This window comes from Edaphobacter bradus (assembly GCF_025685645.1).
In the GTDB taxonomy this organism is placed as follows: domain Bacteria; phylum Acidobacteriota; class Terriglobia; order Terriglobales; family Acidobacteriaceae; genus Edaphobacter; species Edaphobacter bradus.
In genome coordinates this window covers 79,744-91,965 of sequence record NZ_JAGSYF010000005.1, presented here as the reverse complement: position 1 = coordinate 91,965, position 12,222 = coordinate 79,744, and the positions used below count along the sequence as shown (strand labels likewise).

Here is a 12,222-nt window from a genome sequence, read left to right as displayed (position 1 = left end):
CGCTCCTGCATGGAACTCATTAGTTTGCTTACCATATGTTGACCTTTGTGTTATTAATTCCAGCCATCTTCACACCACGCCCTTTCCCGCAGACCAAAGAGATATACGCAACTATCGAACGCCGTTGACGCTGTATGGAACAGCCTGAACCGGCTCTCTGATCCAGAGAGGCAAGGGTTCGCCCGAGGAGCGGTTGTTACTGAGCACCTTCTTATATGCCTGACTCAGGACCTTGCTCGCCGCCGGCCAGTTATAGGCTTGAAGGACTGCGTCACGGCCGTTCCGTCCCATTTGATGGCGTAGCGTTGGCTGCTCAAGCAAGTTCATGATGGCCGCGGCGGCTCGCTCTGCATTGCATGGATCGATGCAGATTCCACACTGTGCTCCCCCGATGATTTGCCTCAGATTCGGAAAATCGGAGGACACCAGCGGAAGTTCGCACCACATATACTCGAATAGCTTTAGCGTGTTTTCTCCCGCGTACGAATAGGCTGGCACTGGCTGCAGAAGCAATAGTCCAAGGTCCGCTTCAGCAATGCGCTGGTATACAGCCTGCAGGTTCTGATTCCCGAGGTATTGAACATTAGGCACGGCGCGGATGCGTTCTTCATCCTCCGCGAAGAAGCACCCCCCCATGAGTTGTAATTCCACATTGCGGTCTCGGAGCAGTTCCGCAATCTTCAGCATAACCAAGAGGCCGCGTTCTTTAGTCAACCCACCTACGTAGATCAGCGTGTGCTTGTCATGTTGCCTGACCTCGGGGCGCTTCACAGAAGCGAGTAGCGGATAATTGGGCACCACACTGACAGGGCGACCTGAGAACGCTCGCGCCGAGTAGCGATCAGCCACAAGCACATGATCCCACACTGCGCTTGTAATCCGTTCATAGAGTGCGAAGGCTGCGCTTATCGGATGTCGCAACTTAACGGGAATCCATCGCATAGACAGGATCTTGTCCGGATAACATTCGCGGGTATCGTAGATCACCTTCTTGCCGGAGAGTTTGAGCAGAAGTCCTGCTGGAACTAGATCAGGATGGTGAAACTGGTATATGTCGGCGTCTAGCCGTCTGGCCTCCCGGTACATCTTCCAGGAAAGACCGAACACGCGCGAGAGTCGTCCCGTGGATGGAGCCACTGATCGTATCGCGACGCCATCGACGAATCCATCGCACTCATGGCAGACAATCTGCGTAACTCGGTACCCCTCTGCCACCTCCGACTTACACGCCTTCTGAAAAATACGTATATCGTCGACGGGATACGTGCTGAGATGCACAATGTGTGCTGTTTTCATCTGAGTGATACCCTTGTGCCGCTATTAGGCCTGTATTCACATAGTGGGAATGGAACGTCTTGACGACTCGCGCGGGTCTCTCCATCTGGGCCGCGTTGGCTTAGGCTGCAGCGTCGGTGCTTTCCAGTTGCTGATTTGTGCTATATTGTTCCGTGGTCGAGCCATACGCTAGCGTCTTCTGCTTCTGCCGGAAGTATTGTGCAATCAGGTCAATCGTAGTGTCCAGCGAAGTAGTTGGGCGCCATCCTGTACAGTGTTCGATCTTAGCGGTCGAGGGTACTCGACGCGGCATGTCCTCGAATCCATCCTCATACGCCTGGTCATAGGGAATATAGCGAATCGGCGAACTACTGTTGAGTTTTGCTCTGATGAGGCTAGCGAGATTCTCGATGGAAATCTCCTCGGTGCTACCAATATTGAACACCTGACCAACGGCCGCGGGAGCGTCCAATAGCTTCAGCATAGCCGCTACCGTATCTCCTACATAGCAGAAGCATCGGCTTTGTTTGCCACTGCCAAATACTGTGATTGGCTGGTCTTCCAGTGCCTGTTGAACGAAGTTGGGCACAACCATCCCATACTGTCCCGTTTGACGGGGACCGATCGTATTGAAGAACCGTCCTATCACGACTGGCAGCTTTCTTTCTTTCCAGTACGCTAGTGCCAGAAATTCATCCAGGGCTTTCGACGCGGCATAACTCCACCGTCCCTTATTAGTCGCTCCCAGAACCAGATCGCCCTCTTCGCGAAAGGGAAAGTCCGTACTCTTGCCATAGACCTCCGAGGTTGAAGCGATAAACACCTTCTTCTTCTTTTTGCGTGCCGCCTCGAGTACAACCTCCGTTCCGGTTATATTCGTTTCAATCGTGCGAACCGGGCTCTCGACGATTAGACGGACTCCGACAGCTGCTGCCAGGTGCACGACCAGATCGCTCTCATCGACTAGCTCAGCCAATAGAGCTCTGTTCATCAATGAATCAATCCAATAGTGCAGCCTGGGTACATGCTTAAGGTGACGAATGTTTTCCACACTGCCGGTAGAGAGGTCATCCAAAATTAGAACCTCGTCACCTCGCTCCAGTAGCGCTTCCGTAAGGTGCGAACCGATAAACCCTGATCCGCCAGTAATTAAGACTCGCATGCTATACCTCTCATTCGACTCTTCATCTCGAACTCCCAGCAATAATCCCGTGGAAGGCACTACCAGGCTGATGGGACTCCGCCCCGCGTCCAGCCGCCGCTGCCAGACAGAGCTTCTCGAGCTTCTCTGCGCTGTGCGACCATGAGCAGTGAGCTTCGACAAAGCGACGGCCTTCTGCGGCACGACTCGCCTGCTCATCAGCGTGACTCAACAGGTAGATGATGCCTGCAGCAATCTCCTCTGCACTGCAACCTAGCACTAACTGTGGCTCTATATTTTCCGCACGCAGGCCGGAAGCAACTACCGGAGTCGTGACAACCGGTATCTCCATTGCCATCGCTTCAAGCACTTTGTTTTGAACTCCAGACGCGAAGCGGAGTGGGGCAACGAATACGTCAGCTCGCTCCAAATATGGCCTAATGTCATCGACCGCTCCGGTAACGGTTACATCGTGATAGTGCCGGGCCAGATTCACCAATTCCGGTGCAGGCTCACGGCCAACGATCAGAACTTCCAGCTCAGGAGCTACTCGTCTTACGGCGGGGAGAATCAATTTTAGGAGAAATATCGCTGCGTCAGCATTCGGAGGATAATTCATAACTCCTGAGAACACGATGCAGTTTCTTCCTGGCCGCGGCGAGGTTCGTTTCCAGTAGGCATAGTCGATGCCCTGTGGCACGATTTCACTTCGGTCGTAAGGTCCGAGGAGGTTCTCTCGATCTCGCTCCGAGATGAAGTACCGATACGGAGTTTTCCGCGCAAGTCGTTCTTCAGATCGTCTCATCCGCATATAGTGGAGGAACAATCTCGGTCGAAGCAACAGTCGGGCGTAACGCATCTGCTGGAGGATGCGCGTGCAATGAGTATCACCACACTCAACTACAATCGGAATTTTTACTCCTTCCAACACGGGAAGTGCTTCGCGCCCCTGAAACAGCAGAATATCGAATGCCTCCTGCTCCAGCAGACTGTGCGCTGCCTCCTTCATCTCCTTCACCGCCGACCGTGTGTCCCACGACGTACGCACTCGCGAGCCCAGAATAGGCAAACGTGCAAGCGCGGTGAGCCAGCTAGGAGCCTGAGCGGAGCAGCGACTGAAGGTCATAATCCGCTCCGTATATGGTTTCAGCGCCACGATAGTGTCCGGTGGGATCTGCTTCTGGTCGGTAAGAGACAGGAAGCTAACGGCGTGGCGCTGCCCTAATAGCCGTAAGAGATGGAAGCCCCGCAATAACCCACTTGTCAGTGGGTAAGGCAGTTCGGGAAATATCCACAGAATTTTCATCGCCGGACCATCGAGCTATGGCCTATAAATCGCGATGCCGGAAGCTGTCTGCACAATGGCTTCAAGAGTTTTCCGGCCAGCCGCCTTAGCACGACTGGTAGGAACAAAGACAATGTCGTCCGGTTGTAAATTTATGTCCGGCGACTGGGCGGACAGAATCTTCTTGAGAGAGATGATTTTCTGCTGTGGGTGGTCTTCCGGTCCTGCTTTGTGGATCAACTGGGCCCTGTCAAGTGCGGCAGTTGCGTTGGCCCCCTGTGCCATCGCAAAGGCCTGGAGAATCGTCATATGCGAGTTTTCCATCACAAACCCACCAGGCAAGCGAACGTCTCCAACGACGTAGACAACTCCTGCTTTAGAGACCACGACCGTATCGCCGGGATACACATAGATGTTGCTTTGACTGGAAGACTTGCCATTGTAGGACAGGACGACACTTTCCGGATGTTGTGAGTTGGCTCGATGCAGGATTGTCACGGTGTTGCCGGCTCGAGGCGTGGTACCGCCAGCGGCAGAAATCGCATCGAACAGTCTCCGCGGCCCAGGCATCGGGTAAACCCCTGGCTTCTGCACTTCGCCCAACACGGAAACCCCCTGGGTGACAAATTCCTTTTCGAGGACAGAAACTCGCGGATCATTGAAGAAGTTGCCATCACTTAGACGCTTTGCGATGAGCGCCTCAGCCTGTGCGGGTGTGAGTCCGCCGACTTTCACAGTTCCCGCCAGGGGAAGCGTGATCTCACCTGTTGACCGCACTCGCACGTCCTTGATGTAGTCCGGAGCACCGTACACACTGACCTCAATCAAATCGCCGGGCCCAATCAGAATTTCGAAGCCGGGATCCCCGTCTCCAGCCGGCGGCGAGAGTGCTGCCGTCTTTTCCGGAGCAGTGGCATCGCCCTTTGCGCTCGGGATGGAATCTGTCTGACCGCCACCACCTGAACCCTCCGGCTTTATCACATGTACTGCCCCGTTCTGGCCAGGAACAGTCGGAGTCGGCACGGGTGCGACTCTCACTGGTGAGACAGGTGCTTGGGGAAGACCAGCTTGGGCAGCCACAAGCAACAAAAGAGTCACGCTGTAGCGAACGACGTGGGTTGTTACTCCTGCGAGGTAGGGCATATTCACCTCGAATACGTTGCAGAATCACGAGCGACCAAGTTGTCGCACTGAGCCTCCAACCCTATGAAAGGCGGAGGCGAATGAGTTGAAGTCGAAACGCGGAATCAGAAAGTTGCAGTCGATTACTCGAAACTCATCATTCTGATTGAACGTATGGATACCGATGCTTCCTGGGATCCGGTCAGGAGGAATGCTCGTGAGCAGCGTCTCATGATAATCCGTCTCTGAGAGCACACTCACCTGGTGCAGTTGGGTCGCGTAGCCATAACCCTTTGAGCAATCCTGCCCCGGTCTGATGAGTTGTCCGTTGTCGAAATATAGGCACCCTGCGGGACGCGCGTGGCGAGCGTCGGAAACGATAGGGTTCTTCGGATGGGCCGTCCAAGGCCCCAACGGAGACTCAGCGAAGAACAGGAACAACCTTTCGTGGGGTGAAGCATGATCGAGCACGCCCGCCGTAAACAGCCACCACTTCTCGTGGTAGTACAGCAGCGTGGAGTCCGTCGCCGCCACGTCCGACATGAGGACTGCTTCGTGAACCCATGAATACGGGAAGTCGCTCGCTCGATACATTTCAATTGTCCTATTGTCACGAGTTTCGGGAATCATGTATAGATTTCCTTGCCAGGTGAAGAGGAACGGATACGAGAGATGGTATTTGCGTTCCAGCACCACTCGCGGTTTGCTGCAGTTGCCCTCAGCGTCCAGCTCGCAGCACGAAATCAAGCCTTTTCGAGAAGCGAATTTGTAGTCTTCAAAGAAAACGTAATTACGTCCATTCCTTTCGACTAGGAACGGATCGGCGTAGAAACGATCCCGAGGGGGGCGAACAATTCTAAAGCCGTGCTCGCAATTGACCGTCGACATGCCACTCTTCGGTTGCAGGGCAATTGTCCATTGCTCACGAAACAGGCGCCTTTTGAATTCGTGGCGCAGGATTCGCCTGGCCCACTGCATCAGGAAACCCGCCATGCGCATATTGCCCATAGTGCGAGGAAATAAGTGCTGGCTCGCATTTACCTCGGGGCACAATTGCGTATCCGTCTGCAGCCGCGCAGCATCGTTGAGTTGGGTGGCTAGAAAATCAGCGACTTCCCAGAAAGCCGCGTTCTGATTCAAAGCGAGGGAGAGGAAATTTGTAAGAGGTGAGGGGCGATACAGAATTCGTGTTCGATTCTGCGTTTGCTCAACTACCTGCGGCCCATATCGAGAGATGCAATTGCCTTCATACATATCCCAGAACTGACTTGGAATCGCCGCCGTTCCGCACGGACCTACTTGTTGCACTGACCACATGCCCTGTCGTGCGCACGCTGCAACTTCAGCTCCGAGAGCATCGTCACCGAAATACAGCAGCAAGCCGGGACTGGCTTCCTTTAGAGCAGCAATGTCGAGCTCCGATTGGGCGGCGGTGTTACTCGCTCGGAGCATCACAACGGTGACAGAGTCGCTCCTCAATTCGTGCCAATCCCGCAACCGGAGAGCATCGGTTCTGGTTCGACGGAACCAGCGATCGAACCCGGCCCAGAATCGAAATAGAATAGGACCGCGGCCTGCCCCCACTGCCACCTTCGAGTCATCATCCACAACGACGAGGACAAGTTCGACCGCCTTGTAGCCAATCAGCTTCCCGAGAAGATAGTAGACCCAGCCTGGCACCTGAGACGAGCGCAGTACCACACCCACCTTCAGCGGGACAGGAGACGGTTGGGTTATGCCGCCAGTGGCGGCAGTGACAGGGACGGAGGACATTGCAGCCTAATTAAAACGAGCACGTCTGGGATAAGACTTCTGCATCTCTAGTGAATCAGTATCAATGCGCTGTTTGTTCTGTTGAACGACCTGAATCGCTACAACCGAAAGGGCCCAGACGAACCAGAACGCCTTTCGCCACAGTATGTCGAGGGTAAAGCCCGCTATCAGCATCCCCCAACAAGCCGCCTCGAACGCTACGATGTTAGCTGAAGCCGGGGACATTCTCGTAAGAGGTCTGAATGCCTTCATATGTGAACGCAACGCCGCAAATAGAAACAGTATCCCCACAACTCCTAATTCGACAGAGGCGGTCAGATAGATGTTGTGAGAAGAGCGCTGGTCTCCTGCAAAGAAGAGCGACGTTCCAGCGTACCTCTCAAAGGCATTAGGGAAATTGTCGAGGCCTGCTCCGAATGCTCCGTAACTCTTTAGGGAATGGATCCCGATGAGCCAAATATCCTGTCGCCCTGAAATCCTGCTGGCTGAAGCTTCGTGCATACGTTCAAAAAATAACGCGGGCATGAACAACAATGCCCCACCCGTCGCTACCACCGGAAGAAGCAGGCGACGGTCCAGACGTAACCGAAACAAAAACACAAACGCAATCGCTGCCACCGCGGCGAGCGCACCTCGCGACATCGTCAGGAACACAGCAAGCGCAATCACGCCAGTCCCAGACAAAACGAATACTCGGCGCGACCAGGTCCGGCTTGTGAGTACCTCGCTGACTGCTAGCGACAGAGGCAACAGAAGAGCGATCGCAAAGAAGTTCGGATCCGACAGAGTTGATCCTTCTCCGAGCGAGGCACGGCCGACAGCGTCACCAGCCTGGAAGAACATATAGGCAGAATAGACAGACGCACTGCATCCGCCCAGAATTGTCAGCAGTGTAATCCAGGCCAATTCCTTGGCCGTCATTCGCACCGAGACTACAGCCATGTAGAGCAACCACAGGCCCAACACAGTTGGAAGCCGATGAAGCGCCATCTCTGGATCAATTGCCCATAGCGTGGAAACTGCGCACCAGAGAATAAACAACGACCAGAACAGCGCGGTCTTTGGAGGCCGGGTGATGCGCTCGCTTAGCCAGCCGGCACCCACAGTTGCGAGGAGCGCAACCAAGCCCACATACCTCAGCAGAGTAGGGGTTGGACCATCGCTGTTGTCTATCGTCGTCATGGATTCGAAGGGTATCAGGAAAGCATAGAGTCCTAAAGCTACTTCAATCGGGCGTGCGAGCAATAACAAGAGGCCACATATGGCCGCGACAACAATCCAGTTGTCGGACGCAACCATCAACCCTAGAGTACATGCGGTCGCCAATACGGCGGCCAGCAGCAGCCCCATGGGCCGGTGCTCCTGCGTGTTGCGTATGATCGTGGGAAACATGCTAAAACCTTACTCTCTGGTTGAGCGCCTCTTCGCTAACACACTTCGGGACATGCGCTCCACGCATCTGTCTTCTGCCAGAACTATGAGTTTCACAACGCTACTGCGCACGCGCGTAACAGATGGATTGGTATAACTCCACCATGGTCTCGGCATTCTTTTCCGCTGAATACTTGCGGTGTACCTCATCGCAGGCAACTTGAGTAAGTTCTTTCCGCAAGCGGGGCTTATTGTAGATGGACATACAAGCTCGACCTAGCTCCCTTGGATCATCAGATGGGACCAATATTCCATTCACTCCATCCTGAATCACTTCGGACACGCCACCTACCCTGCGTGAAACCACCGCGACTCCCAATGCCATTGCCTCCAGCATGACCATGGGGATGCCTTCATGGTCGGAGCAAATTAGCAGAACATCCATCGCACGCAGCACGTCATAAACGTCATCGCGCTCGCCAAGCAGAGAGACGCGTTCCTGCAGGCGGAAATCGTGAATCAACCGCTGCAAAGAGTCCTTCTGACGTCCTCCGCCGACAATGAGGAAATTCCCGTTCGGAATCTTCTCTGCAAGATAGCCTGCCGTCATCACGAAGAGATCATGCCGTTTTATGCATTCCAGTCGAGCAACAGTCCCCACGACAAAGCTGTCGCCTGGGATGCCCAGCCGCTGCTTTGCTTCGTCAGGTCTAAACCTGGAACTCACGCGCTCCGGATCTACTCCATTCCGAATGACAGTCACCTTTTGCGGATTTACATGCCGCTTCCAATATTCGCCCAGGTCTGAACTGACGCTGACAAGTTGGTCCGCCGTGTTGGCTCCCAGACGATCTGCTGCCAGAACGCACCAGTGCTTCAGATTGCGAACGACTGAATACGGCTCAGGATGGCCATGCTCGGTCCGGACCAGATACGGCACTCTACAAATGCGAGAGAGCATTAGCGCCACAAGGTTCTCCTTGTAGCTGTGAGAGTGCAGAATCTGTATATTTCTGCTCTTCACAAACTCTGAGCATTCGGAGATCATCCGCGGGAAGCTCTTCCCCTCTTCGTCGACGACTTGCACCACGACTCCGTCACTACGCAATTCGTGAGCTAGCCGGCCCTCCTTAAGGATGATTGCCTGGAGGCTGACTTCAGGATGTTTTGCGAGCGCTCGCAATAGCGTAGAGGCCTGCACTTCGGCCCCAGCCCAGGCGCCGCCCTCACAAACGTGACAAATGGAAGTACGACTCCATCCGCGATGCTGCGGATTAGCGCGACTTGGCGTTTTGGCTATCTGCTTGTCCAAAGGAGTTTGCGCTGTACCGGCCATTTCACCAGCCTCGTGGGTGAGATCCGACTACACAATCAAGCGAAAAGCTTGCCAACGATCGGAAGTCGGAGAATTTCCGGGAACGTGTCTGCAACGTTAAGCTGCTTCTTAATCAGGCACAACACCACTCCCGAAACAGCGAGCGCAAGCGACAGCGCGACGTAGATATTATTGGGAGTGAAGAGTTGGATAAAATACAGACCAAGGAAGCTCGCCGCAAGCACTAGAAAGAACGAGGCATACCGTTTTTCAAAGAAGCTGATGCCCTCACCTCCTAGCCACAACCCCAGCTGCCGGAGGATATTCTGCACAATCAGGCCTGATGCTGTTGCGACCGCAGCGCCGATAGCTCCGTAGCGCGGAATGAACAACAGGTTCAGTACTACGATGATGATCGGAGTCACAATATTCAGGATCACCATCAAGCGGACCTTGCCAAGAACTTTCAAGGTCACGCCGCTGAAGGCGAAAATAACGTTGGAGAAATAGCCAAGCGAGAGGATCGCCAGAATTGAGGCCGAAGGCGCATACCGTGCGCCATAGAGAAAGCTTGTTAGCGTTCGTGCAGAGCAGCAAGTGATAAGGAAGATCGGAAATGCCAGCGCGCTCATCCAAAGCGAGGTTTCCCAAAAGAGGTGGTTGATCCCACGGGTATCGCCCTTAGCGAATAGACGCGAGGCTGATGGCATATAGAGCGGCATGAAATTCCCCGGAATCATACCGCTCAGACCTGCAGCAGGCAGCACGACGCGGTAGTAGGCAACCGTTGAGATTGGATGGAAGTACCCAAGAAGTAACACTGGGATTGAGCCACCAATCATGCCGATCACGTTCGAGCCCATCAGTGGCACACTAAATCCGAAGATCTCGCGAACCGGAAACCTGACGCACTTTAGATGTTGAAGCATCTTCTGCCGGCGCAATTCGCGAACGAGCAGCGCGCCAAACGAAACAATAGTGAGGAACTCGACCAGTAGATAGCCATACGCAAGGAACGACAGCCCCTCATGCCGAAACACCGTCAACGCGATCACGGTCGCCCGCAGCACAGGCGGGAGAATGTATCGCCCCCAGAAGACCTCCCGAGTCCGAGCGAAGCAAGCGAACAAGTTCATGATCAAAAGATCCGTGGTTTCTAGCGGAATCAGAATCATCAGGATCAACAGCAGGCCGACCGGCTCTCTGCCTTTTGTAAGAATCTCCAGAATCGGGTGGGACGCCACAGCGAAGATTGTAATCAGAGAGCAGCTGATCAGAAGCGTCACTGCAAAAACCACAACGATACTGCCGAGCGCCTTCGACGACTCTTGTTTTGCATGATATATGGGCACGAAGCGACTCATCGCTTCATTGAATCCAAGTGCGTATGTCTTGCCTACCGTTACCAGAGACAATGCATAAGCCCAGTGACCAAACGCTTCAGTAGTCAGGTAGCGTACCAGCACCAGATGAGGAAGAAACGTGATCGCCAGGGAGAACACGTTTCCGACCATGAACAAGCTGGAGCCACGAATCTGGTCGCGCGCGACACCTACAGAGTCGCTGCTTGGTCTTCTGTCCGACGAACTGAGACCGGCTAACATGGATGGTGGACTCTTCTCCCAATCAGCGAATATCTCACGTCGTGCCTCGCTGCCTTCAGGTGGTCGGCGAATTTGGCTACTGGGCAGCCGCGACTAGCAGCAACTTCTCGACCGCGCTAACTATATCCAGCATGTCCGGTTCAGAGAGCGTCGGGTGGACAAGAAACATGAGGCTTGTCTCGCCTAATTGCTGCGCTACCTGCAATCTCCGAGCAGGCCGCATACTCTCGGGGAAGGCTTTTTCAAGATAGACTTCACTGCAACTCCCGCTAAAGCATGGAATCCCCTCTGCAAGTAGGGCCTTGAGCAAATGATCCCGGCTCCATCCCTCCCGTAGCCGTTCTGGACGAAGAAAGACATAGTACTTGTAGTACGCATGGCCGATCTGTTCGGGAGGAGTTGTAACTCGAAGGGCAGGAATATTGCCGAAGCTCTGACTGAGCACCCTGGCGTTCCTACGGCGACACTCAAGGTGTTTTGGAAGTTTCGCGAGGAGACTGCGGCCGATGGCTGCCTGCATTTCAGTGAGGCGCCAATTCGTGCCGAAAGAGTCGTGCAGCCAACGGAACCCTGAATGGGCTTCCTGTCTAAACGTATGCGCAGCATCATATGCCTTGCCATGGTCCTTGAAGCTCCAAGCCCGTTTCCACAGTTCATCGTGATTGGTGGTGAGCATACCGCCTTCGCCGCCTGTTGACATGATCTTGTCCTGGCAAAAAGAGAAGGCCGCCGCATCACCTAGGCACCCAACTGGTTGTCCCTTGTACGTTGCACCATGTGCCTGGGCGCAATCCTCAATAACTTTCAGCCCGTGTTCGCGAGCTAACTCGAGAATCGGATCCATATCGCAGGGCCAACCTGCCAGGTGAACAGCGATGATGGCCTTAACGTCTGGGGACAACACCTCGCGAATACTGTCTGCTGTAAGCGTTTGACTAACTGGATCTACGTCCGCAAATACCGGCCTCGCGCCTCTCATGATGACGCAACTAGCTGAGGCAACGAAGGTGCGACTCGGGACGATCACCTCGTCCCCTTGTCCAATTCCCAGTGCGTAAAGCGCCAGTTCGAGCGCAACGGTTCCGTTCGCAACGGCAACTGCATGTTGACAGCCTGCAAATGCCGCGAACTCTTTCTCGAACAGTCGCCCCTCCTCACCGGTCCAGTAGTTGAGTTTGCCCGACCGCAAGACAGCGCTCGCTGCTTCGACTTCGTCCTCCGACAGTGACGGCCAATGCGCAAATTTGCGGGTTCGCACGGATTGACCGCCATCGATGGCTAAGTTGCTCGTGCGCCGCCCCTCTTGCATGTCTGCATCAAGGAGAATTGTTGTCAA

9 protein-coding genes are annotated in these 12,222 nt (G+C 54.4%); all 9 read right to left on the bottom strand.

Annotated elements, in window-relative coordinates; genetic code table 11:
- Positions 1 to 111: 111 nt before the first annotated feature.
- On the bottom strand, positions 112 to 1,296 hold the full coding sequence (locus tag OHL16_RS18030; RefSeq protein ID WP_263368591.1) for a glycosyltransferase family 4 protein: 1,185 nt from the start codon (positions 1,294 to 1,296) through the stop codon (positions 112 to 114).
- Between the two features lie 100 nt (positions 1,297 to 1,396).
- Positions 1,397 to 2,437: an NAD-dependent epimerase/dehydratase family protein gene (locus OHL16_RS18025; protein ID WP_263368590.1), complete on the bottom strand. Its 1,041-nt coding sequence runs from the start codon at positions 2,435 to 2,437 to the stop codon at positions 1,397 to 1,399.
- Positions 2,438 to 2,459: 22 nt separating this feature from the next.
- Entirely contained in the window at positions 2,460 to 3,722 is a 1,263-nt protein-coding gene (locus OHL16_RS18020; RefSeq protein ID WP_263368589.1) for a glycosyltransferase, read from the bottom strand.
- A gap of 15 nt (positions 3,723 to 3,737) precedes the next feature.
- Positions 3,738 to 4,844, bottom strand: a complete 1,107-nt coding sequence (locus OHL16_RS18015; protein ID WP_263368588.1) for a polysaccharide biosynthesis/export family protein — start codon at positions 4,842 to 4,844, stop codon at positions 3,738 to 3,740.
- A 24-nt stretch (positions 4,845 to 4,868) separates the two neighbouring features.
- A complete protein-coding gene (locus OHL16_RS18010) occupies positions 4,869 to 6,596 on the bottom strand; it encodes a glucosamine inositolphosphorylceramide transferase family protein (protein ID WP_263368587.1) in 1,728 nt (575 codons plus the stop codon).
- A 6-nt stretch (positions 6,597 to 6,602) separates the two neighbouring features.
- Positions 6,603 to 7,946 carry an O-antigen ligase family protein gene (locus OHL16_RS18005; RefSeq protein WP_263368586.1) on the bottom strand — a complete coding sequence of 448 codons (1,344 nt, stop codon included), beginning with the start codon at positions 7,944 to 7,946 and terminating at the stop codon, positions 6,603 to 6,605.
- 142 nt (positions 7,947 to 8,088) lie between these two features.
- A complete protein-coding gene (locus OHL16_RS18000; RefSeq protein ID WP_263368585.1) occupies positions 8,089 to 9,303 on the bottom strand; it encodes a glycosyltransferase in 1,215 nt (404 codons plus the stop codon).
- A gap of 35 nt (positions 9,304 to 9,338) precedes the next feature.
- Complete coding sequence (locus OHL16_RS17995) at positions 9,339 to 10,886, bottom strand: oligosaccharide flippase family protein (RefSeq protein ID WP_263368584.1); 1,548 nt, start codon at positions 10,884 to 10,886, stop codon at positions 9,339 to 9,341.
- Positions 10,887 to 10,962: 76 nt separating this feature from the next.
- Positions 10,963 to 12,222 (bottom strand): DegT/DnrJ/EryC1/StrS family aminotransferase, encoded by a 1,260-nt coding sequence (locus OHL16_RS17990; protein ID WP_263368583.1) that lies wholly within the window; start codon positions 12,220 to 12,222, stop codon positions 10,963 to 10,965.

What these genes read in the sequence shown, in the direction of transcription:
- OHL16_RS18030 (WP_263368591.1), bottom strand. Translation starts at nt 1,296, where the DNA reads ATGAAAACAGCACACATTGTGCATCTCAGCACGTATCCCGTCGACGAT.
- OHL16_RS18025 (WP_263368590.1), bottom strand. Translation starts at nt 2,437, where the DNA reads ATGCGAGTCTTAATTACTGGCGGATCAGGGTTTATCGGTTCGCACCTT.
- OHL16_RS18020 (WP_263368589.1), bottom strand. Translation starts at nt 3,722, where the DNA reads ATGAAAATTCTGTGGATATTTCCCGAACTGCCTTACCCACTGACAAGT.
- OHL16_RS18015 (WP_263368588.1), bottom strand. Translation starts at nt 4,844, where the DNA reads ATGCCCTACCTCGCAGGAGTAACAACCCACGTCGTTCGCTACAGCGTG.
- OHL16_RS18010 (WP_263368587.1), bottom strand. Translation starts at nt 6,596, where the DNA reads ATGTCCTCCGTCCCTGTCACTGCCGCCACTGGCGGCATAACCCAACCG.
- OHL16_RS18005 (WP_263368586.1), bottom strand. Translation starts at nt 7,946, where the DNA reads ATGGGGCTGCTGCTGGCCGCCGTATTGGCGACCGCATGTACTCTAGGG.
- OHL16_RS18000 (WP_263368585.1), bottom strand. Translation starts at nt 9,303, where the DNA reads ATGGCCGGTACAGCGCAAACTCCTTTGGACAAGCAGATAGCCAAAACG.
- OHL16_RS17995 (WP_263368584.1), bottom strand. Translation starts at nt 10,886, where the DNA reads ATGTTAGCCGGTCTCAGTTCGTCGGACAGAAGACCAAGCAGCGACTCT.